At 62.9% G+C, this 24762-nt stretch carries 22 protein-coding genes; 10 read left to right on the top strand and 12 right to left on the bottom strand.

The window, feature by feature from the left end; all coding sequences use genetic code 11:
• Positions 1-201 precede the first annotated feature (201 nt).
• Both rimO and FJ949_RS20570 read left to right on the top strand, forming a co-directional pair.
• A complete protein-coding gene (rimO, locus tag FJ949_RS20565; RefSeq protein ID WP_140498598.1) occupies positions 202-1515 on the top strand; it encodes a 30S ribosomal protein S12 methylthiotransferase RimO in 1314 nt (437 codons plus the stop codon).
• A 98-nt stretch (positions 1516-1613) separates the two neighbouring features.
• Positions 1614-2720: an acyltransferase gene (locus tag FJ949_RS20570; RefSeq protein ID WP_140498599.1), complete on the top strand. Its 1107-nt coding sequence runs from the start codon at positions 1614-1616 to the stop codon at positions 2718-2720.
• Between the two features lie 45 nt (positions 2721-2765).
• Here the strand turns inward: FJ949_RS20570 and FJ949_RS20575 are convergent, their stop codons facing one another.
• From FJ949_RS20575 to FJ949_RS20610, 8 genes are all read right to left on the bottom strand, one after another.
• Positions 2766-3833, bottom strand: coding sequence for a BMP family ABC transporter substrate-binding protein (locus FJ949_RS20575; protein ID WP_140498600.1), 1068 nt, complete (start codon positions 3831-3833; stop codon positions 2766-2768).
• A 51-nt stretch (positions 3834-3884) separates the two neighbouring features.
• The gene (locus FJ949_RS20580) at positions 3885-4805 is read right to left on the bottom strand and encodes an ABC transporter permease (RefSeq protein WP_140498601.1); all 921 of its coding nucleotides are present in this window, start codon (positions 4803-4805) and stop codon (positions 3885-3887) included.
• The gene (locus tag FJ949_RS20585; RefSeq protein ID WP_140498602.1) at positions 4805-5935 is read right to left on the bottom strand and encodes an ABC transporter permease; all 1131 of its coding nucleotides are present in this window, start codon (positions 5933-5935) and stop codon (positions 4805-4807) included. The genes FJ949_RS20580 and FJ949_RS20585 overlap by 1 nt, the downstream gene beginning before the upstream one ends.
• Complete coding sequence (locus tag FJ949_RS20590) at positions 5932-7509, bottom strand: ABC transporter ATP-binding protein (RefSeq protein ID WP_181165345.1); 1578 nt, start codon at positions 7507-7509, stop codon at positions 5932-5934. Before FJ949_RS20590 ends, FJ949_RS20585 begins: the two co-directional genes overlap by 4 nt.
• Before the next feature lie 215 nt (positions 7510-7724).
• A complete protein-coding gene (locus tag FJ949_RS20595; protein ID WP_140498604.1) occupies positions 7725-8702 on the bottom strand; it encodes a quinone oxidoreductase in 978 nt (325 codons plus the stop codon).
• A gap of 27 nt (positions 8703-8729) precedes the next feature.
• Complete coding sequence (gene pcsA, locus FJ949_RS20600) at positions 8730-9548, bottom strand: phosphatidylcholine synthase (RefSeq protein WP_140498605.1); 819 nt, start codon at positions 9546-9548, stop codon at positions 8730-8732.
• Entirely contained in the window at positions 9545-10159 is a 615-nt protein-coding gene (locus FJ949_RS20605; protein WP_140498606.1) for a DUF1326 domain-containing protein, read from the bottom strand. Before FJ949_RS20605 ends, pcsA begins: the two co-directional genes overlap by 4 nt.
• A 14-nt stretch (positions 10160-10173) precedes the next feature.
• Complete coding sequence (locus FJ949_RS20610; protein ID WP_181173154.1) at positions 10174-11070, bottom strand: DUF2182 domain-containing protein; 897 nt, start codon at positions 11068-11070, stop codon at positions 10174-10176.
• 112 nt (positions 11071-11182) lie between these two features.
• Between FJ949_RS20610 and FJ949_RS20615 the strand changes: the two genes are divergently transcribed.
• The gene (locus FJ949_RS20615) at positions 11183-12397 is read left to right on the top strand and encodes a UbiH/UbiF family hydroxylase (RefSeq protein WP_140498607.1); all 1215 of its coding nucleotides are present in this window, start codon (positions 11183-11185) and stop codon (positions 12395-12397) included.
• Positions 12398-12556: 159 nt separating this feature from the next.
• A complete protein-coding gene (gene hspQ, locus FJ949_RS20620; protein WP_181165343.1) occupies positions 12557-12880 on the top strand; it encodes a heat shock protein HspQ in 324 nt (107 codons plus the stop codon).
• A 92-nt stretch (positions 12881-12972) separates the two neighbouring features.
• On the opposite strand, the gene FJ949_RS20625 is transcribed toward hspQ, so the two are convergent.
• Complete coding sequence (locus tag FJ949_RS20625) at positions 12973-13602, bottom strand: invasion associated locus B family protein (RefSeq protein ID WP_140498608.1); 630 nt, start codon at positions 13600-13602, stop codon at positions 12973-12975.
• A gap of 225 nt (positions 13603-13827) precedes the next feature.
• On the opposite strand from FJ949_RS20625, the gene FJ949_RS20630 reads away from it, so the two are divergent.
• From FJ949_RS20630 to mgtE, 5 genes are all read left to right on the top strand, one after another.
• Positions 13828-15648 (top strand): extracellular solute-binding protein, encoded by a 1821-nt coding sequence (locus FJ949_RS20630; protein WP_140498609.1) that lies wholly within the window; start codon positions 13828-13830, stop codon positions 15646-15648.
• A 61-nt stretch (positions 15649-15709) separates the two neighbouring features.
• Positions 15710-16390: a DsbA family protein gene (locus FJ949_RS20635; protein ID WP_140498610.1), complete on the top strand. Its 681-nt coding sequence runs from the start codon at positions 15710-15712 to the stop codon at positions 16388-16390.
• Positions 16365-16634: a hypothetical protein gene (locus FJ949_RS20640; RefSeq protein ID WP_140498611.1), complete on the top strand. Its 270-nt coding sequence runs from the start codon at positions 16365-16367 to the stop codon at positions 16632-16634. The genes FJ949_RS20635 and FJ949_RS20640 overlap by 26 nt, the downstream gene beginning before the upstream one ends.
• Before the next feature lie 372 nt (positions 16635-17006).
• The gene (locus FJ949_RS20645; RefSeq protein ID WP_181168624.1) at positions 17007-18911 is read left to right on the top strand and encodes an ABC transporter ATP-binding protein/permease; all 1905 of its coding nucleotides are present in this window, start codon (positions 17007-17009) and stop codon (positions 18909-18911) included.
• Positions 18912-19201: 290 nt separating this feature from the next.
• Positions 19202-20566 (top strand): magnesium transporter, encoded by a 1365-nt coding sequence (gene mgtE, locus FJ949_RS20650; protein WP_140498613.1) that lies wholly within the window; start codon positions 19202-19204, stop codon positions 20564-20566.
• A 52-nt stretch (positions 20567-20618) separates the two neighbouring features.
• On the opposite strand, the gene gor is transcribed toward mgtE, so the two are convergent.
• From gor to rpiA, 3 genes are all read right to left on the bottom strand, one after another.
• On the bottom strand, positions 20619-22010 hold the full coding sequence (gene gor, locus FJ949_RS20655) for a glutathione-disulfide reductase (protein WP_140498614.1): 1392 nt from the start codon (positions 22008-22010) through the stop codon (positions 20619-20621).
• A 118-nt stretch (positions 22011-22128) separates the two neighbouring features.
• A complete protein-coding gene (locus FJ949_RS20660) occupies positions 22129-22725 on the bottom strand; it encodes a DUF2059 domain-containing protein (protein ID WP_140498615.1) in 597 nt (198 codons plus the stop codon).
• Positions 22726-22746: 21 nt separating this feature from the next.
• On the bottom strand, positions 22747-23442 hold the full coding sequence (rpiA, locus tag FJ949_RS20665; RefSeq protein WP_140498616.1) for a ribose-5-phosphate isomerase RpiA: 696 nt from the start codon (positions 23440-23442) through the stop codon (positions 22747-22749).
• A 387-nt stretch (positions 23443-23829) separates the two neighbouring features.
• Between rpiA and FJ949_RS20670 the strand changes: the two genes are divergently transcribed.
• Positions 23830-24513, top strand: a complete 684-nt coding sequence (locus tag FJ949_RS20670) for a phosphoglycolate phosphatase (RefSeq protein WP_140498617.1) — start codon at positions 23830-23832, stop codon at positions 24511-24513.
• Positions 24514-24762 lie beyond the last annotated feature (249 nt).

Raw genomic sequence — 24762 nt, forward strand, 5'->3', positions numbered from 1 at the left:
GAACCAACGGCTTTCGGCTTCTTCGCTTCGATCTGCACAACGAGATCGCCGATGTCGCAGAGCTTGCCTGTTTGCCTGTTCGGGCGAGCCGTGCTATTGCGCCGCCCGAATTGAGCTCCCGCCAGAGCCGTGCAAACCGTTATATGTCGAGACTTCGAGCCGGATCAGCGTTTCCGGTTCATGTCCATTGGAACCTTGCCCATGTCCGCCCCGCGCGTCAGCTTCGTCAGTCTCGGATGCCCCAAAGCCCTGGTGGATTCCGAACGCATCATCACGCGCCTGCGCGCCGAGGGCTATGAGATCGCGCGCAAGCATGACGGTGCCGATCTCGTCGTGGTCAACACCTGCGGCTTCCTCGATTCCGCCCGTGATGAATCGCTCAACGCCATTGGTTCGGCGCTTTCGGAGAACGGCAGGGTCATCGTCACCGGCTGCCTGGGCGCCGAGCCCGATGTCATTCGCGAGAAGCATCCCAACGTTCTCGCCATCACCGGTCCGCAGGCCTATGAGAGCGTCATGGCGGCCGTGCACGAGGCTGCGCCGCCGAGCCATGATCCCTATATCGATCTGCTGCCGCCTCAAGGCGTCAAGCTCACGCCGCGCCACTATGCCTATCTCAAGATTTCGGAAGGCTGCAACAATCGCTGCACCTTCTGCATCATCCCGGCGCTGCGCGGCGACCTTGTCTCGCGGCCGGCGGCCGATGTGCTGCGTGAAGCCGAGAAACTGGCCAAGGCCGGCGTCAAGGAACTCCTCGTCATCTCGCAGGACACCAGCGCCTACGGCATCGACATCAAATACCAGGCCAGCATGTTCGGTGATCGTGAAGTGCGGGCGAAATTCCTCGATCTATCCGAGGAACTGGGCAAGCTCGGCATCTGGGTGCGCATGCACTATGTCTACCCCTACCCGCACGTGGCCGACGTCATCCCGCTGATGGCCGAGGGAAAAATCCTTCCCTACCTCGACATCCCCTTCCAGCATGCGTCGCCGCAGGTGTTGAAGAACATGCGCCGACCGGCACATGGCGAAAAGACGCTCGAGCGCATTCGCGGCTGGCGCGATGTGTGTCCCGACCTCGCCATCCGCTCGACCTTCATCGTCGGCTTTCCCGGCGAGACCGACGAGGATTTCGAGATGCTGCTCGACTGGCTGGACGAAGCGAAGATCGATCGCGCCGGCTGCTTCAAATATGAACCTGTACGGGGCGCGCGCTCCAACGAACTCGGCCTTGAGCAGGTGCCGCAGGAAATCAAGGAGGCGCGCTGGCACCGCTTCATGCAGCGCCAGCAGAAGATCTCGGCGACGCAATTGGCCAAGAAGGTCGGCAAGCGCCTGCCGGTGCTGATCGACGAAGCGCATGGCACATCAGCCAAGGGCCGCACCAAATACGATGCGCCGGAGATTGATGGCTCCGTCCACATCCAGTCGCGCCGCCCGCTGCGCGCCGGCGACATCGTCACCGTCAAGGTCGATCGCGCCGACGCCTATGACCTCTACGGCTCGGCCGTCTGAGACTGCGATTTACCACATTTCGCGATAGTTCCGGCCATTTACCCTGTTTGGCCGCCGCCTGCCTTATGGTTTCCGGACCGTAAACGCAGGAACTCAGGATGGACCCCAGACCTGTCCGCCAGGATTATATCGCGACGCTCGACCTGTTGAGGCTGGCGGCGGCGCTGGCCGTTGTGCTGTTTCACTATTTCTTCCGCGGCGCGGCTGCCGACGGCTTTCTCACGACGGGCTATCCTCATGCCGCGCCACTCGCTCTGTACGGCTATCTCGGCGTCAATCTTTTCTTTCTGATCAGCGGTTTCGTCATCGCATGGTCGGCGGAAGGCGGCGGCTGGGAAGAATTCGCCGTCGCACGTTTCGCGCGTCTATATCCGGGCTTTCTGCTCTGCATGACGATAAGCTTCGCGGTTATCGCCTTTTCCGGCACGCCGCTGCTCCCGGCCTCTCTCAGCCAATATCTCGCCAATCTCACAATGTTCGCGCCGGCCTTCGGTCAGCCTTTCATGGACGGCGTCTACTGGTCGGTCGTGCTTGAAGTGGTTTTCTACGGCTGGGTGACGCTGGCCCTGATTGCCGGCGTTTTCCAGCGATGGAAATTGGGGCTGATCCTCGGCTGGCTGGCGATCTCGGCCATCAACGAACTCTTCCTCGGCAGCGGCGCGGCGCGGCTTCTGTTTCTCACCGAGTTCGGGCCGTTCTTCGCCGCCGGCATGCTGGTCCATCATCTCCACGCGCATGGTCGCTCAGTGCCGGCCTTGCTGTTGCTGGCGGCCGCCTTCGTGCTCTCCAGCTATACGCTATCGGTGACGCAACAGTGGATGATCGGGCATTATGGCATTGCGGTCTCGTCCGCCCATCTCGTGGCCGCCAACCTCGCGATGCACGCGGCGCTGATCGGCGCTGTCCTGCTGCGCCACCGGATCAGGCCGTCGGCGTTCACGCTGGCTCTCGGCGGGCTGACTTACCCGCTTTATCTCATTCACCAGAATGCCGGCTATCTCTTCATCAGCGCCTTGACGCCGCTGGCCGGCAAATGGGTTGCAGCGTGGACCTGCGTGGCGCTCATGGTTTTGGTGTCGTGGGCGATCTGGCGCTATTTCGAGCGGCCGGTGCAGCGTTGGCTCAGGATCCGGCTCAGCCTCGTGGTGGACGCCGGCCTGGTGCGGTTTCGCCATGTCCCGGCGGTAGCGCAAGCCGCCGAATGAAAAGGGCGCCTCGCGGCGCCCTTCCCTGACGAACGTACGTAGAGCTTATTGCGGCAGCTTGTCGTCGACGCCCTTGACGTAGAAATTCATGCCGAGCAGCGTGCCGTCATCGGCGACCTCGCCGTCCTTCAGCCATGGCGAGCCGTCCTGCTTGGCGATCGGTCCGGTGAAGGGGTTCCAGCCGCCGGCGATCTTCTTCTCGGTCGCCTCGGCCATCGCCTTCACGTCGTCGGGCATATTGGTGTAGGGCGCGAGCTTCACCGCGCCGTCCTTGATGCCGAGCCAGACATTGTCGGGCTTCCAGGTGCCGTCGATGGCTGCCTGAACCCGGCTGATGTAATAGGGTCCCCATTCGTCGGTCAGCGAAGTCAACTGCGCGTTCGGCGCGAACTTGATCATGTCGGAGGACTGGCCGAAGCCGTGCAGCTTGCGCTCCTCGGCCACTTGCAGGGCCGCGGTCGAATCCGTGTGCTGGACGATGATGTCGGCTCCCTGGTCGAACAGGGCCTTGGCCGCATCGGCTTCCTTGCCCGGATCGAACCAGGAATTCACCCAGACGATCTTAGCCTTGAAATTCGGATTGATCGACTGCGCGCCGAGCATGAAGGAGTTGATGCCCATCACCACTTCCGGGATCGGGAAGGAGACGATGTAGCCGGCGACGCCGGACTTCGATTCCTTGGCCGCGATCTGACCGAGCACATAGCGGCCCTCATAGAAGCGCGCGTTGTAGATGCCGAGATTGTCCGCCGTCTTGTAGCCGGTGGCGTGCTCGAACATCACCTTGGGGAACTTCTTGGCGACCTTCACTTCTGCATCCATGAAGCCGAAGGACGTGCCGAAGATGATCTTGCAGCCCTCGCGCGCCAAGCGCTCGAAAGCGCGGTCGGCATCGGGGCCTTCGGAGACGTTTTCCAGATAGGCGGTCTCGACCTTGTCGCCGAGCGCCTTTTCGACTTCGAGGCGGCCTTGGTCGTGCTGGTAGGAATAGCCGAAGTCGCCGATCGGGCCGGTATAGACCCAGCATGCCTTCAGCTTGTCGGCGGCCTCCGCGGACGCGACCAGCGAAAATGCCGCTGTCGTCGTCATCAGGGCAATAAGCAGTTTTTTCATCGTGTTACCTCTCTGAGTTAAGCCTTGGAGCTTCCCGTCTTGTTATTGTTGTCAACGATCCGGAACGAATGGCTGCCCCAAGGAAGCCGGTGTGTTCATCATCGTCAGACGCTTGTTGCGCGAGATTAGAACGAGAACCACGACGGTCGCCAGATAGGGCAACGAAGAAAGCAGTTGCGAAGGCACTGGAATGCCAAAAGCCTGTGCATGAAGCTGGCCGATCCACACCGCGCCGAAGATATAGGCGCCCGCCAGCACCCGCCACGGCCGCCAGGACGCGAACACCACCAACGCAAGCGCGATCCAGCCGCGGCCCGCGCTCATGTTCTCGACCCATTGCGGGGTGTAGACCAGCGAGAGATGGCCGCCGGCAAGACCGGCGCAGGCGCCGCCGAAGATCACCGAGAGATAGCGGTAGCGGATGACCCTGATGCCGAGCGCATGCGCCGAGGCGTGGCTGTCGCCGATCGAGCGCAGCGTCAGCCCGGTGCGCGTCCGGAACAGGAACCACATCACCGCCGCCGTCAGCGCGATCGAGATGTAGAACAACGGATCCTGGCCGAACAGCAGTCTGCCCACCACCGGGATGGAGCTGAGCCCGGGAATATCGAGATTGGGCAACCTGACGCCGGGCTGGCCGACGAAACTGGTTCCCATCATGCCGGAGAGGCCGAGGCCGAGCAGTGTCAGCGACAGGCCGGTCGCCACCTGGTTGGTGGCCAGCGACAGCGTCATGACGGCAAACAGCAGCGAGAACAGCGCGCCCATGGCGATGGCCGCCAAGAGCCCGATCCAGGGCGAGCCGGTCAGATAGCCTGCGCCGAAACCGCCGACGGCGCCCATGATCATCATGCCTTCGACGCCAAGGTTGAGCACGCCGGAGCGTTCGACCACCAGTTCCCCGATCGCCGCAATGAGCAGCGGCGTCGCCGCCGTGGCGATGGTCAGGAGGATGTTGACGGTGATGTCCATCAGCGGGCTTCCTTCAACTTTGGCGCGGCCTCGAGCTTCGCGGCACTCTCCGATTTGGTCAGCGCCAGACCGATCAACCGGATGCGGTAATGGATGAGCGTGTCGCAGCCGAGCACGAAGAACAGCAGCATGCCCTGGAACACGCGCGCCACCTTGTCGGAGATGCCGAGCGCGCTTTGCACCGCCTCGCCGCCGAGATAGGTCAGGGCCAGCACCAGGCCCGCCGCGACGATGCCGAGGGGATTGAGCCGGCCAAGGAACGCCACGATGATGGCGGTGAAGCCGTAGCCGGGCGAAATGACGGGCTGAAGTTGCCCGATGGCGCCGGAAACTTCCGATATCCCGGCAAGCCCGGCCAAGGCGCCCGACAACAGGAAGGCGAAGAAGACCATGCGGTTGAGGCCGAAGCCGGCGAAGCGCCCTGCCCTCGGGCTGGAGCCGAGCACGCGAACCTCGAAACCCTTGAGCATGCGGCTCATCATCAGCCACACCAGCACCGCCGCGACCAGCGCGAACACGAAGCCCCAATTGGCGCGGCCGGCATCCGGCATCAGTTCCGGCAGGATGGCGGAATCGCCGAATTGGATGGTCTGCGGGAAGCCATGGCCCTGCGGGTCGCGCCAGGGTCCGCGCACCAGCCAGTCGAGGAAGAGCTGTGCGACGTAAACCAGCATCAGGCTGGTCAGGATCTCGTTGGTGCTGAAGCGGGTTTTCAGAAATGCGGGGATAGCCGCGTAGGCGGCACCGCCGACCATGCCCAGCAGAAGCATCAGCGGCAGCACCAATGGGCCCTCGAACCCAGGAAACAGCACCGGAACGGCCGAGCCGAAGATGGCGCCGAAGATGAACTGGCCTTCGGCGCCGATGTTCCAGATGTTGGCCTTGTAGCAGACCGACAGGCCGACCGCGATCAGGATCAGCGGCGCCGCCTTGATCGCCAGCTCGTGCAACTGCCAGACCTGGCTGACCGGCTCGATGAAATAGATGTTGAACGCGCTGAACGGATTGACCCCGAGCAGCGCGAACATGATGCCGCCCGCGATGATCGTCAGCGCGAAGGCGATGAATGGCGACAGCATGGAAAACAGCGCCGAGCGCTGCGGCCGTTTGACGAGTTCGAGGCGCATCATGCCGTCTCCAGCGTGTGTTCGGCGTGGCCTGGTTCGGCGCCGCCCATCAGCAGGCCGATTTTTTCGAAGGTCGCCTCGGCGATCGCCAGCGGCCTGGACAGTTCGCCATTGTGCATCACCGCGATCGCATCCGATATCTCGAACAGCTCGTCGAGATCCTGGCTGATGACCAACACCGCCGATCCGCTGCGGGACAGTTCGATGAGTGCCTGGCGGATATGGGCGGCTGCGCCTGCATCGACACCCCAGGTCGGCTGGTTGACCACCATGACGTCAGGCCTGCGGTCGAGTTCGCGGCCGACGATGAATTTCTGCAGATTGCCGCCGGACAGCGCTGCCGCCTCCGGATCGGGCGCGCTCTTGCGCACGTCCATCGCCTCGATGATGCGCTGGGCGGCGGCATAGACGGTGCCGCTCTTGACCATTCCGCCCGTCCCGACGAAGGTCTTGCCGTCGGTGGCATGGCGCGACAGGAGCAGGTTTTCCGAAAGCCGCATGCGCGGGGCGGCACCATGGCCGAGGCGCTCCTCCGGCACGAAGGCTGCACCCAGCAGCCGGCGCCCGGTGATGCTGAGGCTGCCCGCATCCTTGCCGCGAATGCGCACCGAGGCGGCATCCGGCTGCAGGACTTCACCGGAAACGGATTCGAAGAACTCGCCCTGGCCGTTGCCCGCGACACCGGCGATGCCGATCACCTCGCCGGCGCGGACGGTGAGATTGATATTCTTGAGCGGGATCGAAAACGGCGTCGCCGGCTTGCGGCTGAGGCCGCGGATTTCGAGCAGGGACTGTGCCGTTTCGATGCCCGCGACCGGCGCGCGCACCACGGCCTGCACTTCGTTGCCGACCATCATGCGGGCCAAGGACGCGGCGGTCTCCTCGCGCGGATTGCAGTGGCCGACCACCTTGCCGTGCCGCAGCACGGTGGCGCGGTCGCAGATGCGTTTGACCTCCTCCAGCCGGTGCGAGATGTACAGGATCGATTTGCCTTCCGAGCGCAGACGTTCGAGCGTCTCGAACAGCTTGTCGGCCTCCTGCGGCGTCAGCACCGAGGTCGGCTCGTCCAGGATGATGAGCTGCGGCGTCTGCAGCAGGCAGCGGATGATCTCGATGCGCTGGCGCTCGCCCACCGACAGGTCGCCGACCAGCGATTCCGGATCGAGCGGCAGGCCATAGCTGTAGGAAAGCGCCCTCGCCTTGGCCGCGATGCTGCTGATCGGCGAACCGTCATCCAGGGAAAGCGCGATGTTCTCGGCCGCCGTCAGTGCCTCGAACAGCGAGAAGTGCTGGAATACCATGCCGATGCCGAGCTTTTTCGCGACGCCCGGGCTGGTAATTCGGACGGCCTGGCCATTCCAGAAGATCTCGCCGGAATTGGGTTCCAGCGAGCCGAACAGCATCTTGACCAGCGTCGACTTGCCGGCGCCGTTCTCGCCGAGCAGCGCGTGGATCTCACCCTTGGCGATGTCGAGGTCGACATGATCGCACGCCGTCAGCGTGCCGAAAATCTTGGTAAGGCCGCGAACCTCAAGCAGATTCGCTCCGTTATGATTTGCACTCACAGTGCCTCCCATCCGGGTTCCCGGATATGTTCTGTGTTCCCGCAAGCATCGTATGCGCGGCCAGCTCCCATGCGAAAGCAGCACTCGACTTGAAAGAGCTTCAAGAATTTCAGCGGAAACTCAAGGGCAAAGATCAGTCTTCTTCGCGCAACCACGCGGCGGGCCGGCTTTTCGTGCAAACCTTGCCCGCACCTGTGTGAGAGAGCTGAAAACCAGGGCAGTATCCGTCAGGGAACCAGTATGGTCGTGCCTGTCGTGCGGCGCCCTTCAAGATCCGCGTGCGCCTTGCCCGCATCCTTGAGTGCATAACGCTGGTTGATCTTGATCTCGACGGCGCCGCTGAGCACGACCTCGAACAAGGCCGCGGCCGAGGCGTCCAGATCCTCGCGTTTTGCATTGTAGACGAACAACGTCGGCCTTGTGGCGAACAAGGATCCTTTCTGCGCCAGCAGCGACATCGAGAATGGCGGGATCGGTCCCGACGACTGGCCGAAGCTGACGAACATGCCGAGCGGCTTCAGGCAGTCGAGCGAGGCCGGGAATGTGTCATTGCCGACGGAATCGTAGACGACATCGCATTTTTTGCCGCCGGTGATGGCCGCGACGCCGGCAACGAAATCCTGCTCCTTGTAGTTGATGACATGGTCGAAGCCGTGTGCCTTGGCGAGTTCGATCTTGTCGTTCGAACTTGCCGTGCCGATAACGGTCGCGCCCAGATGCTTCGCCCATTGGCCGAGAATGAGCCCCACGCCGCCGGCTGCCGCATGGAACAGGATGGTGTCGCCTGCCTTGACCTTGAAGGTCCGGCGCAAGAGATATTCGGCGGTCATGCCTTTCAGCATCATTGCTGCCGCCTGCTCGTCGCTGATGCCGTCCGGCACCTTGACGACCTTGCTGGCATCGATGACGCGCTCCTGCGCATAGGCGCCTGTGGTGACGGCATAGGCGATCCGGTCGCCGGGCTTCAGCCAGTCAACGCCCTCGCCCACAGTCAGGACCAAACCGGCGGCCTCGCTGCCGGGAATAAGCGGAAACCCGCCGGGCGGCGGATAGAGACCGGAGCGATGATAGACGTCGATGAAATTGAGGCCGATTGCCGTGTGCCTGACCAGGATCTGCCCTGATCCCGGTTGGCCGGGATCGGTGTCCTCATAGGTCAGGACTTCCGGACCGCCATGGGCGTGGATGCGGACTGCTTTGGGCATGGTGGGCTTCCTTGAGAAATTTGCCGATCAGGCTTTTTTGGCACCGAGATTTGGAAAGAACTGCATGATGCCGCCGATACAGGCGAGATAGAGCCCGGTAACGGTAATGCCAATCTTTATGAAGGTGCTGACCTGCGCGCCCAGCACGCCGATCTGGTCATAGAAGGCGGCGAGTGCCGCTTGCGCAAGCGCAAGCGCGCCGAAAGCGCACCACAAAAGAGTCATTGCGAGATTGATGCGCCGCAGCCGCACCACCCTAACCGGATGGATGAAGTTGATCGGAACGAATGTCAGGATGCCCGCCACCACGACCACCGCGAACGAGACCCATTGTCCCGGCTCGATGACGAAGAGCGTGAACACCACCATGTTCCAGACAACGGGGAATCCCTTGAAGAAATTCTCCTTCGTCTTCATGCCGGTGTCTGCATAGTAGATCGCGCTGGACACCACGATGATGGCCGCCGACAGGAACGACAGGCCCTCGCCCATGAAGCCGCGCTGATAGAGCGCGAAGGCCGGGATCAGAACATAGGTGACATAGTCGATGATGTTGTCGAGGAGCTCGCCCGACCATGTTGGCAGGATTTCCTTGACCTCGAGCTTGCGCGCGATCGGCCCGTCTATGCCGTCGACGAACAGCGCCAGCCCCAGCCACCAGAACATGGCCGTCCAGCGCTCCTCGCTCGCCGCCACCAGCGACAGGAAGGCCAGGAACGAACCCGAGGCGGTCAGGAGATGCACCGAAAAAGCGCGCGCCTGCGGCCAGGTGACTTTCTTCTTCGGCCGCGGAATCCGGTCGGCGATTTTCTTGGCGGCTTTCCTGGCCGTTGTGTTCTTGCTCACGGGCCCTGCCAGTCCAGCTTGCAGATTTCGGCTGAACGGCCGCCGAAATTCCAGTTGCGACCAAAGGCTCGCATCTTGCTCTTGTCGGACTTGGCCACGATGATCTCCGGCGCGATCCAATATTCCGAATTGCTGATCACCGTGTCCTTGTCGCGGTCCTTGCCGACAATTGGCGTGACCGCCCCATCGATGATCTTCGGTATCTGGAAGATACGCGTCTTGTCGCGTGTCTCATAGGTAATCGGCACTTGTTCGACACCGAGGAATTTGCCGACGAGGATCGAAAGCAGCGACGTCGTCCCGCCCGCCTTGCCGGTGAAGATCTTCGTCAACGCCTTGACCGCATAGATCGAGGCTCTGACGTCGATGAACAGGCCGGCGGTCCAGTTGCCGCGGCTCATATAGCCGGGGATTTCCATGATCAGCCCGAGATTAAGCCCTGACAGGTCGACCTCTCCGAAATGACCGGCATCGATACGGAAACCCGCCCAGGTCTGGCAATAGCCTTCGGTCGGAGGATGGCTGCCCAGCGACAGCACGCAAGGGCAAAAAACCGTGCAATTGCAGGAGAGTACGAGCTCCCCCTTCATTGCCCAGCTCGGATCCGTCATCGAGTTTCCCCCACTCATAGCGAGACTACTAGCAGCGCGGCTGCCCAGACAAGCAGTATCGCACCGGCCAGCCGGGTTGGAAGCCTGCCCGCGGCTTGTTTTTCGATCAGGGTGAACAGGCCGATCAGCGCCATCCAGAAGACGTTCATCACGCCCACGGCGAACATCACCAGCATCAGTGCCCAGCAACAGCCAAGGCACCAGATGCCTTGCGCGACGCCGAGCCGGAAAATGGCTGCAGGCCGCGCGCTCCAGTTGGCAAACAGGATCGCGAAGGGGGTCCTGCATTTCTTCAGGCAGCCCTCCTTCAGGCCACTGAACTGGTAGAGGCCGGCGACCAGCAAGGCGACAGCGCCGGCAATGCCCAGAACCGGATCGAACATCTGGCCTGACGAGGCGAACGCATCGATGGCGAGCGTCAGCGCCGCAAACCCAGCCGACGCGGCCAGCCATGTCGAGAGATAGCCGGCGACCAGCACCAGCGGATGGACGACCGGCTCATGCCTGATCCTGGCCGTATCGGCGATCTCGCAATAGGTTCGGATCATCGGCGCCGCCGAGGGCAGCATCGTCGCGGTCGCCATCAGGAACCACATTGCCGTCAGCGCACCGGCGCGCGGGCCGATATCTCCGTCCAGGGGCGCGGCCGAGAGGCAGAGGGCGAAGAACCGGGCCACGGAATCGGGCAACGGCAGCTGCGGCAGGGTTTTCAACAAGGCGTCGCCGGGCGCGCCGATACCCGCGGCGCGTCCCTCCGCGGCGCGGACCGCCATTGCGGCCAGGGACAGCCAGGCAAGCAGGATGCCGGCGCCGACAACGAGGTTCACCGTCAAACGCGGGTTGCGTGCGATATCGGCCGTCGCACGGCCTGCGCTGTCGAGATGGCTGAAGTCGTCCTGGCGGCCGGTCATGACCTTCGAATGGGCCGAATCGCCCCGTTGATCAAGCCGTATGACCTGACCTATATGCTCATCGAGTGGCGGGGCGCGTGCGCTGCCCCGCATCGCAAGCCGGAAGTCGATCTTGGAGCATCAGAAAACAGCACGGATACTCATCGCCGGCACGGGGCCGGCAGGGCTGATCGCCGCGCTCGGTTTCGCCGATGCCGGCTTTCCGGTGACGCTCGTCGGGCCGGAGGCATCCGCCCGCGATGGCCGCACGACGGCACTGATGAACCCTGCCTTGAAGGTGCTTGAGCGGCTGGGCGTCCTCGCCGACATCAAGCCGCAGGCCGCGCCCCTCAAGGTGATGCGCATCGTCGACGCGACCAACCGGTTGATCCGCAGTCCGGTCGTCACCTTCCGCGCCAGCGAGATCGACGAGGATCAGTTCGGGCTCAACCTGCCCAATAGCGTCCTCATTCCCGCGCTCGCCGGCAGGGTTGCCGCGCATTCCGGGATCGCGTGGCTGACATCCATGGTCGATGCCTGGCATCTCGGCGCCGATAAGGCTCGCGCGGCCCTTGCCGACGGCAGCGTGATCGAAGCATCCCTGGCGGTTGCCGCCGACGGACGCCTGTCGCCGGCGCGCCAGGCGGCGGGCATCTCGACCGCCGCCCGGACTTATCCCCAGGCAGCGCTGGTGCTCAACTTCTCCCACGGCCGCGATCATGCCTTCACCTCGACCGAGTTCCATACCGAAACCGGTCCGTTCACGCAGGTTCCGCTGCCCGGCAACCGCTCGAGCCTGGTCTGGGTGGTCAAGCCGGAAACCGCCACGGAACTTGCCGCGCTGGACGATGCGACGTTGTCGCTGCGGGTCGAACAGCGGATGCAGTCCATGCTGGGCCGGGTGACGGTCGAGCCAGGCCGGCAGGTCTATCCGCTTGCAACGGCGACGCCGCTGCGTTTTGCGCGCGACCGGGTGGCGCTTGTCGGCGAAGCCGCCCACGTATTTCCGCCGATCGGCGCGCAAGGGCTCAATCTTGGCATCAGGGATATCGACGATCTTATTGGAATCGCGAATGAAAATTATGAAGACCCAGGGGCCGCGAAAGCCCTCGCCATCTATGACTTCAAGCGCCGGCCCGATATTCTGGCGCGCAGCAGCGCGGTCAATCTACTGAACATGTCGCTGCTTTCCGACCTGCTGCCGGCGCAGATGGCGCGCGGTGCCGGGCTCGGCGTGCTTGGTGGTTTTGCACCGCTTCGCGCTTTCTTCATGCGCGAAGGGCTCCGTCCCGGCAGCGGGTTTGCGGCGCTTGGCGGTGGCTTGGGAAAGCAAGCGCGCCAGCAGTGAGCTTGCGAACACATTTGCTGCCGGCAGGCATCGATGGCCGGCAACTCGCCCACAATCTTTGCTCCGTATCACACGCAGCTTGAGGACGCTCAAAGCTTCGGGATTGAATTGATTCGGAGTCTGCGCCAAATAAAGCTAAGGAATTCAGTGGTGAGTACGATGAGAACAGCCAAATTCGCGATCGGACAGGTGGTTCGCCATCGGCTGTTTCCGTTCCGGGGCATCATTTTCGATGTCGATCCGCAATTCGCCAATACGGAGGAATGGTACGAGGCGATCCCCGTCGACGTGCGCCCGCGCAAGGACCAGCCGTTCTACCATCTGCTCGCCGAGAATTCGGAAACCGAGTACATCGCCTATGTGTCCGAGCAGAATCTGCTCGAGGACCAATCGGGAGAACCGGTCCGCCACCCGCAGATCAAGGAAATGTTCGACAAAAAGCCGGACGGACGCTACGAACCGAAACGGCAGTCCAGGCATTGATCACCTCAGGCACTGATCAGTGAGTCAGGTGCAGAAGCAAAAAAGCGGGGCATGACCCCGCTTTTTTGTGGCTTTGAGAATGCCCGAACCGATCAGTTCGCGGTCTTCGCCTTGTCCTGCTCTTCCTTGAGCTTCTTGGCGAAGTCCTGGTTGTTCTTGGCGACGAAATCCTGGAGCTTCTTCTGCCGGTCCTCGATGTCCGACTGCTGCAGCGGCGGGCCGTCATAGGCGCCGCTGAAGCCCTGCAGCGCGACCTTGATCGGATTGGGCTGGTTCTGGAAATTGATCGAGGTCAAGGTGAGCGCCTGGCCCTTCTTGAAGGAGGCGACGAGCTGGTCGGTCAGCGGCACTTCCGCCACGCAGCGGTCGGGGAAGCAGACCACATATTCAAGCTTCTGCGTTTTGCCGGTATCGATCTGGAGGCCAATGCCGGCACCAACCAGACGACCGGTCGGAACCGTCACCTGGAAGACCTTGCGGTTCACCTTGCCTTTCAGCTCGATCAGGCTCACGCCGGTGACCAACTGGCCGTTGCCGGCGGTGGTGATGTTCTGCACGTTGCAGATGTCGACGTCTTCCTGCTTTGTGCAAGCCTTGAACCAGCCCTGCGGGATCTGTTGTTGCTGCTGTGCGGAAGCAACGGGAATTGCCGCGCCCAGAAAGCCGATCACGCCAGCGGCCATGACCGACAGGCGGTACGCATTGCTGTTCAGGCTCGTCATGTCGTGCACTTCCTCTCAAATGATCCCGGGGACCCGCTTCTTCGCGCCGTGTGGTCCAGCTACCTGTTGCCGAAATGAGGCAACAGAATGACTTCGGACGGCGTGTTACACTGCAAGCGGTGCCGAATCCAGCCCGCAATCTGCGATTCTTGGCAACGAACATTGGCGGTGCCCCATGCTAGTGTGCGCACCGAATCATCAAGCCGACCCGGTAAGGAGACGGTCATGGGCCGCGTTCTCGTTTGGCTGATCACCGCGACATCATTTTTCGCCCTTTCGCCCCTGCCGGCGGCGTCGGAACCCAGATATGCAATTGCCATGCAGGGTGAGCCGGCCCTGCCGCCCGACTATGCGCATTTCGACTACGTCAATCCCGACGCGCCGAAGGGCGGCAGCATTACCTATTGCGTCGTCGGCAGTTTCGACAATCTCAACCCCTTCATCCTGAAGAGCCTGCGCACCACGGCGCGCGGCATGATGGACACGATCTTCGGCAATCTGGTCTTCGAGCCGCTGATGCAGCGCAATGCCGACGAGGCCTTCACGCTCTATGGCTTGCTTGCCGAGTCGGCCGACATGGATTCCGAGCGCAAGAGCATCGAATTCCATCTCAACCCGAATGCCAAATGGTCGGACGGCCAGCCGGTGACGCCGGAGGACGTGCTGTTCACCTACGATGCCTATACGCAGAAAGGCCGTCCGCCCTACAGCGACCGCATGGCCAGGATTGCCAAGCTTGAGAAGACCGGCGACCACAGCGTGCGGTTCACCTTCAACGACAAGGCCGATCGCGAATTTCCGCTGATCATCGCGCTGACGCCGATCATCCCCAAGCACGCCTTCGACATCGAGACTTTCGACAGGACGACGCTGAAGCCGTTGATCGGCAGCGGCCCCTACAGGATCGCACAGGTGACGCCCGGCCAGCGCATCGTTTTCAAGCGCAACCCGGACTATTGGGGCAAGGATATTCCGGCCAAGCGCGGCTTCGACAATTACGACCAGATCACCATCGAATATTTCCTCAACGCCAATGCCAAGCTCGAGGCGTTCAAGAAAGGCCTTTGCGCCATCGACGACGACAGCGATCCGGTGAAGCGCGAACGCGATCTGGATTTTCCCGCTTTCCATAGGGGAGAGGTGGTTGCCGAAACTTTCGACACCGGTATTCCACCCGTCGTGACCGGTTTCCTGTTCAACACGAGGCTGCCGAAATTCTCGAACCCCGTGGTGCGTCAGGCGCTCGGCATGCTCTACGACTTCGAATGGGCCAACAAGAACCTGTTTGGCGGCAAATACGCGCGAACGATGAGCTACTGGCAGAATTCCGAGCTTTCGGCGCTCGGCCATCCGGCCGACGACAGGGAAAAAGCGTTGCTGGCGCCCTACCCCGGCCGCGTGCCGGCCGACGTCATGGACGGAACCTGGCGGCCGCCGGTGACCGATGGCTCGGGCCAGGACCGAAAGGTGCTGAAAGCGGCTTTCGATCTCCTGAAAAGCATCGGCTACCACCTGCAGGGCGGCACGATGCTCGACCCCGAGGGCAAGCCCTTCGGCTTCGAGATCCTGACCGCCTCGCAGGACGAGGAGCGTCTCGCCGGCATCTACCAGCGCACGCTGGAAAAGATCGGCATCGATGTCTCCATCCGCAGCCTCGACGGCGACCAGATACAGTCGCGCAAGCAGCGTTTCGATTTCGAGGTGCTGATCGGCTCGAGCGGCTTCAACAATTCGCTCTCGCCCGGCATCGAGCAGATCGGGCGTTGGTCATCCTCCGCCGCCAAGGCTGAAGGTTCGTTCAACCTCGCCGGCGTCGCCGATCCCGCGGTGGACGCTGCGATCGAGGCCATGTTGCGCGCCCGCACCAAGGAGGATTACGTCGCCGCCGTGCGCGTTCTCGACCGGTTGCTGATCTCCGGCAACTACATGGTGCCGATGCAGCACAACACGCAGCAATGGATCGCTTACTGGAATTATCTGGACCATCCGCGAAAGACGCCCATATTCGGTTACCAGTTGCCGACCTGGTGGCGAAAGCCGAACTGAGCATAGGCCCAGGAGTGGAAGCCCGGTAAGTGCACGGCGCCCGAACGTTCAGGAGATCGAGATGAGCCAAGCGAATACGATCACCATAGACGTGGTGTCCGACGTCGTGTGCCCATGGTGCTTCATCGGCCAGAAGCGGCTGGATAAGGCGGTCGCCGCCGCCGGCGAGGTGGATGTGCATATACGCTGGCGGCCGTTCCAGCTCGATCCGACCATTCCGCCGGAAGGCAAGGATCGCCGCGAGTATATGCTGGCCAAGTTCGGCAGCGACGAACACATTCGCCAGATCCACGCCCGTATCGAGCCGCTCGGTGAAGCCGAAGGCATTTCCTTCGCTTTCGGCGCCATCAAGGTCGCGCCCAACACGCTTGATGCCCATCGCGTCATTCGCTGGGCCGGTGCGGCCGGCGAAGACGTGCAGAACCGGCTGGTGCGCCGCCTGTTCCAGCTGAACTTCGAGGAGGGCGCCAACATCGGCGATCACGCCGTGCTGGTCGAGGCGGCGCGCGAGACCGGAATGGACGCATCCGTTGTCGAGACGCTCTTGCCGACCGATGCCGATGTCGAGGCGGTTCGCACCGAGATCGCCACCGCGTCGCGCATGGGCATATCAGGCGTGCCATGCTTCCTGCTGGAGGGCAAATACGCGGTGATGGGCGCGCAGGACGTCGACACGCTCGCCGACGCCATCCGCCAGGTAGCCGCCGCCAAGGCGCGTGGCGAACTGGAAAAAGTCGACTGAACCCGATCTTCAACGCAGGATTTTCAAGCAGCCCTCCCCGGGCGTGAGGCAACGCCTGGCCCCGGTGGGTTCCGCGATCATTGGCTTTGCCGGCGTCGCGGCCTGCCTTGATGCCGCCGGTCCGGTCGATCGCTGGCTTGCCCAGCGTCTCAGGTCATTTCCGGACTTCCGGCGGGGACATGCCGGCGAGGAATCAGGCGTCCAGGGCGACGTGTTTTCCGGAATTTTGATTAGCCTGCAATGAAAAGCCGGCTTGCCGGGCAGCCCAAGCGGTTCACAAATTCGTGCGAACGCCTTCCCTAGGGGAAGGTAGAAACGTCGCGCTCTGATGCCGCGTAATTACCTGACATCACTAGCTTAAACCGGCTTTTCGTCGGCTTTGGCGCGACGCTCGGGAAGCCGAACCTGTTGCCCTGCAGCCACGGCGTCCACCTCAATCCCGCTGCCCCCCTATAAAAATTAATGGAAAATGATCAATTGGTGTTACCATCCGTAACAATACAAAGAAGGTTTGGGCGGGATTGTGATTCGGGTCGACAGACCACCGCAACTGTCAGGAACAGATGGACTACACAGCGATGCCGCAAGGCGGTCGCTTCTGACCCCGGTTTCCTCGATGCGCAGCTTCTGGGGCCTGATGCGGGCCTACTGGGTCTCGGACCGGTGGAAGGAGGCCTGGACGCTGACGCTGGTGATCGCGCTGCTCACCGCTCTGTCCAGCAAGGCCGGCGTCTGGTTCGCAGAAGCATCCGGAGAACTGGTCAACTCGATCGCCTTCTTCCACGACGCCGCCAACACCACCCCTCTCCAGACGCTTTTGGCCAATGCCGGTATTTTGGTGCTGCTGGTCGTGCTCAAGGACGCCGGCTTCACGGGCATCCGCAATCTTGTCTCGGCAACCTTGCACCGCAAATGGCGCGGTTGGCTCGACAGCCGTTTCAACGAGGCGCTGCTGGACGGCAACCACACCCATTTCCACGCCCAGCATGCCTCGACCGGCAATGGCGCGCCGGCCCCCGACAACATCGATCAGCGCGTCCAGGAATCGATCAAGGACATGACGGGCGGCGCCATCGGGCTGGCCATGGGTGTGCTGGGTGTCGCCACCTCGCTCTATTTCGTCGGCCAGAAGCTGCTCGAGACCTCCGTCGAGGTAAAGGGGCTCGAATTCCTCGGCAGCTATGGCAGCGCCATCCTCGCCCTCCTTGCCGTCGCCATCTATGTGCCGCTCAACACCTGGATCGCGGTAAAGCTCGGTGGCATGCTCGAGCGTCTCAATGTCAGGATGCAGCAGGCCGAAGGCAGTTACCGTGGCGAGCTGACGACATTCCTGCGCCGCAGCTTCCATGTCGCGGCCTCGCGCGGCGAAGGCGTGCAGAGGACCATGCATGGCCGCCTCTATGGCGATATTGACGGCACATGGACGCGGCTCAACATCGTCAACACCGTCTACATGTCGTTCGAGCTGATCTACAATTTCATCGGCGCCCGCATTGTCGCCTATGGGCCGGGCCTTGTGCCGTTCATCCACAACGGCTTCGACCTGAAGGGCTACATAACCGGCTCCGAACTGGTCAATTCGCTGATCGGCCAATGTTCGTGGTTCATCCATGTCATGCCCGCCATCGCCACCCTGCGCGCCAACAGCCAGCGTGTCACCGAGTTGGCCAATGCGATCGAGAACGTTCAGCACCCCCAGGAATTCTACAGCCAGAGCGGCCGTTCCGACTTCCGCTACGCCAGCCAGAACCCGGTTTTTGGCTTGACCATCCAGAAGCTTGAACTGGCGCATCAGGGTGAGGACGCAACGCCTTTCCTCGTAGCGGCGAACCTGCGCTTCCGGCGCGGCGAATGGACCTTCCTGAAAGGCGAATCCGGCTGCGGCAAGACCTCGCTGATCAAGGCCATCAACGGCCTGTGGCCCTACGGCCGCGGCACCATCGTCTTCCCCGAAGGGGTGAAGAGTTTCTATGCAGCCCAGGAGGTCAAGCTGCAGCAGGTGACCCTGAAGCAGCTGGTCTGCCTGCCGGGCTCCGAGCACGACCATGGCGACGCGCAGGTCGCGTCCGCGCTGCACAAGGCGGGTCTGGGCGACTTCATCGAGAATATGGGCGACGAAAGCCGCGAAGGCAAAAGCTGGGATCAGGTCCTGTCCGGCGGTCAGAAACAGAAGCTGGTGGTGGCCCGCATCGTGCTCCATCAACCCGGGCTGCTATTCCTGGACGAGGCGACCGGCGCACTCGATCCGGAGGGCAAGGTTGCCTTCCACCAGGCGATCAAGGACAACTGCCCGGATGTAACGGTGATCAGCGTCATGCATGAAGCGGTGGCGCCGCGATCGGTCACCGGCGCCGAGTTCTACCACTCGATCGTCGCGATCGCGGACGGCGTCGCCACCAAGAAGCCGCTGGTGCCGAGCCTGCCTCCCGAGCTCACCACCATTCTCGCACAGCCAGGGCCGGTGCCAAGGCCGGTCGACGACAAATGGCTGCGTTTTCCGCGCCGGCTGAAGCAGAAGTAGCCGGACTCGCCGCGGCATAGGCCGTCCAGCCATTTTACCGTTTCGGCGCGATACGCTTCAGCGATCACAGTCTCGCGACTGGGGCATGTTGCCCGCATTTTCCTCGATCACTTCGATTGACAGGGCAAGGCGAGCTCCTATGTTGCGCCCGCTCGCAGACATCAAACTCGAACCCGCGAGCGGAAAGGTCACCGCGCCATGCCTGGCGACAGTCACAGTCGAACGCAACCGCCGTCCGCCCTGACGTGACCTCGACGGTTCACGTCTTGCCGGACGGCAAGGAGTGAACCATGAACGATTTTTCCCCCGTAGCGGACGACGAGGCCGTCGCCATCGCCCGCATCCTTGCAAACGACCATGTCGCAGACGTGGTCGAAGCGCTCAACCGCGAGTCGCGCGAAACGGCGACCGAGCTGCTTTGCGAAGTGCCGTTCGAACGGCTGGTCGATATCTTCGACCAGCCGGAGCTCGAGGGCGCGCCAGAGCTGGCGGAGGCCTTGCCTCGCGCCAAGGCGGGCAAGCTGCTTACCGCCATGTCGGTCGATCGCGCTGCCGACATCCTGCGCGATCTTGACGAACCCGCCCGTTCCGAGCTGCTCGGCGTGCTGGCGCCGCCGCTGCGCGCAACCCTGCTCTCGATTCTCGGTTACCCCGAAGGCAGTGCCGCTTCGATCATGACGACGGAGTTCGTCAGCGTGCCCTCGGACTGGACCGTCGGCCGCACGCTCGACTACATCCGCAAGGTCGAGCGGACGCGCGAAACCGTCTACGCCATCTACATCGTCGATCCCGAGACGCATCTGCTCATGCGCTCGACCGGCCTGCGCCGGCTCATCACCGGCGAGCCTGGCGATTCGATCCTGTCGGTGGCGCCGGACCGCGTGCCGGTGACCGTCACGCCTTTGACCGATCGCGAAACCCTGGCGCAGACGATCTCCAAATACGATCTGCTCGCCGTTCCCGTCGTCGATCACGGCAAGATCCTCGGCATCGTCACCATCGACGACATCATCGACACGATGATCGAGGAGACGACGGAGGACGTGCATCGCTTCGGCGGCATGGAGGCTCTCGACGAGCCCTACATGAAGATGAGCTTCCTCGCCATGATCCAGAAGCGCGCCGGCTGGCTGTGCGCGCTGTTCATCAGCGAGATGCTGACGGCCAATGCGATGCAGAGCTATGAGAGCGAGCTGGAAAAAGCGATCGTGCTGACGCTCTTCATTCCGCTGATCATGAGCTCCGGCGGCAACTCCGGCTCGCAGGCGACCTCGCTGGTCATACGCGCGCTGGCGTTGCGCGAGATCGGCCTGGGCGACTGGTGGCGGGTGGCGCTGCGCGAACTGCCCACCGGCCTCCTGCTCGGGGCGATACTCGGCGTCGTCGGCATCTGCCGCATCGCGCTCTGGCAGTATTTCGGCTTCTACGACTACGGACCGCACTGGCTGTTGATCGCCGCGACGGTCGGAGCGGCATTGGTCGGCATCGTCACCTTCGGCTCGCTGTCGGGATCGATGTTGCCGTTCGCCTTGAAACGCATCGGCTTCGACCCGGCCAGCGCGTCGGCGCCGTTTGTCGCCACGCTGGTCGATGTCACCGGGCTTGTCATCTATTTCTCGGTGGCGCAGGTGATCCTGCGCGGCACGTTGCTGTAGCAGCTCTCCTAGCTGCGTCGCGGCAAGCACCTTGCCGCGGCGCGTTTGTCCGTCAGTCTACGCGCTCGCCATCCTTCACTCGGTAAGTCGGCTTGTACATGGTCACAAGCTCTTCCGCGGCCGTCGGATGCACGGCCATGGTGCGGTCGAAATCATCCTTGACCAGCCCGGCCTTCAGCGGAATGGCGAGAAGCTGCGCCATCTCGCCGGCATCCGGCCCCAATATGTGCGCGCCGAGTACCTTCTTAGACGCGCCATCGACCACCAGCTTCATCAGCATCTTTTCGTCGCGGCCGGACAAGGTGTGCCGCATCGGACGGAATGCCGCGCGATAGATCTCGATGTCGGGGAAGCGCTTGACCGCCTCGTCTTCCGACAGGCCGACCGTGCCGATCTCCGGCTGCGAGAACACGGCGGTGGCGATCGTGTCGTGGTCGGGCGCGGTCGGGTTGCCCTTGAAGGCGGTCTCGACGAAGCACATCGCCTCGTGGATCGCCACCGGCGTCAGTTGCACGCGATTGGTGACGTCGCCGATCGCCCAGATGTTTTCGACGTTGGTGCGGGAGTACGCGTCGACCTGGATCGCGCCGGTCGCGGTCATCTCGATGCCGATGCCTTCCAGTCCCATATTCTCGGTGTTGGGGATGCGGCCGATGGCGAGCATCACCTGGTCGACCGTCAGCGTCTGGCCGCCGGTGAGCAACGCGTCGAGCCGGCCGTCCGGCCGTTTGCGGATCCATTCCGAGACGGCATGGCAAAGGATCTTGATCCCCTTCTTCTCCATCGTTTCGTGCAGCATGCGCCGCAGGTCCATATCGAAGCGGCTGAGGATCTCCTTGCCGCGATAGACCAGCGTGGTGTCGACGCCCAGGCCATGGAAGATGTTGGCGAATTCGACCGCGATATAGCCGCCGCCTTCGATCATGATCGACTTGGGCAACTGCTTGAGGTCGAAGGCCTCGTTGGAGAAGATGCAGTGTTCGTGGCCGGGCAGTGCCGGGTGCGGCGCCGGACGGCCGCCGGTGGCGATCAGGATCTGGTCGGCGGTGACGGTACGGTCCTCGTCCAGAAGACGTACCACATGCGGGTCGACGATCATGGCGCGCGTGTGAAAGGCCTCGCCGCCGGCGCCCTCGACGTTCCTCTTGTAGATCGCCTCCAGCCGGCTGATCTCGCGGTCCTTGTTGGCGACCAGTGTGGGCCAGTCGAAACTGGCTTCCGGCACCGTCCAGCCATAGCCGGCGGCATCGGCGAAATGCTCAGGAAATTGCGAAGCATAGACATAGAGCTTCTTCGGTACGCAGCCTCTGATGACGCAGGTGCCGCCGAAGCGGTATTCCTCGGCGATGCCCACGCGCTTGCCGAGCGCTGCGGCGACGCGCGCCGCCCTCACCCCGCCCGAACCGCCGCCGATGACGAAAAGATCGTAGTCGTAACCGGCCATTGCGCGGCTCCTTGAGCTTCGGAAAATGTGAGTGACAGGTAGGCCGCAAACCATCAAAAGAAAAGCCCGGACAAGCCGGGCTTCACAGATGGCCGCAGGGCCGTTTGGAATGGCAGGATCAGTTCTGCGTGTCGTCGGCAGGGGCCGATCCATCGGCAGGCGCGGCGCCATCGGCGGGCGCGGCCGCATTGGCAGGCGCTGCCGGCGCTTTCGCCTTGGCCGCCGCGGCCAGCGTTTCACCGACCTGCTGGGCGAGGTCACGAGCAAGCCCGTTCTGCCAGATATCGGCCGCTTTCACCAGGTCGCGCGTCACGGCCGGGCCGCTCTCGAGGAGCTTCTTGCCGGAGTCCGAATTGTAGAAGGTCGCGATGTCGTTGAGTTCCTGTTCGGAAAACACCTTCGCATAGGCAAGGGCCGCTTCCTTCTCCAGGTCGGCCCGGCGCGAGGCAAGCGCCAGCGCCTTCTCGCTGATCGTCTTGGCGATCAGCTCCTGCATGTCGGGGTTCTTCTGGATGAGCTGCGATTCGAGGGCGGCGGCGGCCTGCGGCAGGATGTTGTCGAACGGGTCGGTCGCATGGATCGCGGTGACCGCGGCACGCGCCGCCTTCAGGTGCGCTTCCGTGACGTCCTGCGAGAACGCCGGCGAAGAGAAGGCCAAAACGGCCGATGCCGCCAGAAGGACGGAAAAGCGGCGAACCCGGTTATGCAACATCATGGTCGATAGAACTCCCTGTTTTCAGGCGGCATGGACGGTTTGGATGCCATCGCCCCCGGCGATGATGGCCGCTGACGCCAGCCCGATGAAAAGACCGTGCTCGACCACGCCGGGAATGGCGTGGAGAGCATTCGATAGCGCTCTTGTATCCGGAATGCGGCCAAAAGATGCATCGAGGATAAAGTGGCCGCCGTCTGTAACAAAAGCCTGGCCGCCCGTCATCCTCAATGTAACCGGACCGGAAAGGCCGAGCCTTGCAGCCGCCTTGCCGATCGCGATTTCGGTTGCGCGCAGACCGAACGGGTTGACCTCGATGGGCAATGGGAAACGGCCGAGCGTCTCGACCATCTTGGACCGGTCGGCGATGACGATCATGCGAGCGGAAGCCGCCGCGACGATCTTCTCGCGCAGCAATGCGCCGCCGCCGCCCTTGATCAGGGTCAGGGCCGGGTCGACTTCGTCGGCGCCGTCCACGGTGAGATCGAGTTCCGGCGTCTCCTCCAGCGTCGACAGCGGCACGCCAAGTTCGCGGCACAGCGAGGCGGTGCGCTCGGACGTTGGCACGCCGATGATGGTCAGGCCCGTGGCCACCTTGTCGGCGAGCAGCCGCACGAACTCGTCGGCGGTGGTGCCGGTGCCGATGCCGAGCCGCATGCCGTCGGTGACATGGGCAAGGGCCGCCCGCGCGGCTTCGACCTTCAACTGTCTTGCATCCATGCCGCTTTTACCGCCCCGGAACCTGGTGTTTGCGGCTCCTACCATTTTTGCCGGTCCGGTCAAAGCCCTTGCAGCGGCGTAGGTTGATGACGTTCGGCCTCCCGTCAATGGTGTGCCCGCGCGGCCGGCCAGCGATGCGCGGGTAACGTTCATAGGAATTTTTTCTTATATGCCGTTGACTGGGTGAAGGCAGTTATGCTACATATTTGCCTATGGTGCAGATTTGCGCCGGGACCCGCCGCACTGGCGGGTTTTTTCATGCCTGGCGGTTCGTCGCGAATGCCCGGTCCGGGGAGCTTGCTTGCCTGAACGAGCCTGCCCGGCGCTTGCCTTGACGCGCCGCAGCCTTTATCGCCTGCCCATTGCATAAACTGCCCAGGATGGATCATGACCCGCCCGATCATCGTGTTTGACCTCGACGGTACGCTGATCGACACAGCGCCGGATTTGCTCGACAGCCTGAACCACAGCCTTGCCGCCAGCGCGCTCGCGGCCGTCGACGAAGCCGGCTTCAGGCGCTTCGTCGGCCATGGCGGCCGCGTCATGATCGAACGGGCGCACGCCGCGCAGCAACGGTCGCTCGATGTCGCCGAACACGACCGGCTGCTGAAACTATTCCTCGACCACTACACCCTCAACATTCCCGGCAAGTCCCGCCCCTACCCCGGCGTCCTCGAGGCGATCGCCCGCTTCGAGAAGGCCGGCTACCTCCTGGCCGTCTGCACCAACAAATACGAGGCCAACTCGCTGGCGCTGATCGAGGCGCTCGGCCTGACCAAACACTTCGCGGCGATTGCCGGACAGGATACCTTCGCCTTCCGCAAACCCGATCCGCGCCACCTCACCGAAACCATCAAGCGCGCCGGCGGCGACCCGCACCGAGCTTTGATGGTCGGCGATTCGCAGACCGACATCGACACCGCGAAAGCCGCCGGCATCCCAGTGGTGGCCGTCGACTTCGGCTACACCGACCGCCACGTGCGCGAGTTCGAGCCCTCGGCGGTGATCTCGCATTTCGACGCGCTGACGCTGGACCTAGCTGAGCGGCTGATCGCCGCGGCGCAACATTGAACGGATAGCGGGCGGCCGGGACAGGTTCAATGACAGTTTCCTGTTTGCGGCGGATGCCTCTAATGATCGAAGTCGGCGCCGCCCCTCATCGCCCTGCCGGGCATTTCTCCCCGCACAGAGACGGGGAGAAGGGTCTGGCCGGAACGCTGGCGCCTCCATTGCAACGTGAAAAATTGGCGAAAACGGCGACACAGCCCCCTCTCCCCGTCTATACGGGGAGAGGATGCCGGCAGGCAGGTGAGGGGCGGC

Origin of the sequence: Mesorhizobium sp. B2-4-1, from assembly GCF_006442185.1 — a bacterium.
Taxonomy (GTDB): Bacteria; Pseudomonadota; Alphaproteobacteria; order Rhizobiales; family Rhizobiaceae; genus Mesorhizobium.

Excerpts from the sequence above, each read along its gene's own strand:
- rimO (WP_140498598.1), top strand. The coding sequence starts at position 202 with ATGTCCGCCCCGCGCGTCAGCTTCGTCAGTCTCGGATGCCCCAAAGCC.
- FJ949_RS20570 (WP_140498599.1), top strand. The coding sequence starts at position 1,614 with ATGGACCCCAGACCTGTCCGCCAGGATTATATCGCGACGCTCGACCTG.
- FJ949_RS20575 (WP_140498600.1), bottom strand. The coding sequence starts at position 3,833 with ATGAAAAAACTGCTTATTGCCCTGATGACGACGACAGCGGCATTTTCG.
- FJ949_RS20580 (WP_140498601.1), bottom strand. The coding sequence starts at position 4,805 with ATGGACATCACCGTCAACATCCTCCTGACCATCGCCACGGCGGCGACG.
- FJ949_RS20585 (WP_140498602.1), bottom strand. The coding sequence starts at position 5,935 with ATGATGCGCCTCGAACTCGTCAAACGGCCGCAGCGCTCGGCGCTGTTT.
- FJ949_RS20590 (WP_181165345.1), bottom strand. The coding sequence starts at position 7,509 with ATGGGAGGCACTGTGAGTGCAAATCATAACGGAGCGAATCTGCTTGAG.
- FJ949_RS20595 (WP_140498604.1), bottom strand. The coding sequence starts at position 8,702 with ATGCCCAAAGCAGTCCGCATCCACGCCCATGGCGGTCCGGAAGTCCTG.
- FJ949_RS20605 (WP_140498606.1), bottom strand. The coding sequence starts at position 10,159 with ATGACGGATCCGAGCTGGGCAATGAAGGGGGAGCTCGTACTCTCCTGC.
- FJ949_RS20610 (WP_181173154.1), bottom strand. The coding sequence starts at position 11,070 with ATGACCGGCCGCCAGGACGACTTCAGCCATCTCGACAGCGCAGGCCGT.
- hspQ (WP_181165343.1), top strand. The coding sequence starts at position 12,557 with ATGAGAACAGCCAAATTCGCGATCGGACAGGTGGTTCGCCATCGGCTG.
- FJ949_RS20625 (WP_140498608.1), bottom strand. The coding sequence starts at position 13,602 with ATGACGAGCCTGAACAGCAATGCGTACCGCCTGTCGGTCATGGCCGCT.
- FJ949_RS20630 (WP_140498609.1), top strand. The coding sequence starts at position 13,828 with ATGGGCCGCGTTCTCGTTTGGCTGATCACCGCGACATCATTTTTCGCC.
- FJ949_RS20635 (WP_140498610.1), top strand. The coding sequence starts at position 15,710 with ATGAGCCAAGCGAATACGATCACCATAGACGTGGTGTCCGACGTCGTG.
- FJ949_RS20645 (WP_181168624.1), top strand. The coding sequence starts at position 17,007 with ATGCGCAGCTTCTGGGGCCTGATGCGGGCCTACTGGGTCTCGGACCGG.
- mgtE (WP_140498613.1), top strand. The coding sequence starts at position 19,202 with ATGAACGATTTTTCCCCCGTAGCGGACGACGAGGCCGTCGCCATCGCC.
- gor (WP_140498614.1), bottom strand. The coding sequence starts at position 22,010 with ATGGCCGGTTACGACTACGATCTTTTCGTCATCGGCGGCGGTTCGGGC.
- FJ949_RS20660 (WP_140498615.1), bottom strand. The coding sequence starts at position 22,725 with ATGATGTTGCATAACCGGGTTCGCCGCTTTTCCGTCCTTCTGGCGGCA.
- rpiA (WP_140498616.1), bottom strand. The coding sequence starts at position 23,442 with ATGGATGCAAGACAGTTGAAGGTCGAAGCCGCGCGGGCGGCCCTTGCC.
- FJ949_RS20670 (WP_140498617.1), top strand. The coding sequence starts at position 23,830 with ATGACCCGCCCGATCATCGTGTTTGACCTCGACGGTACGCTGATCGAC.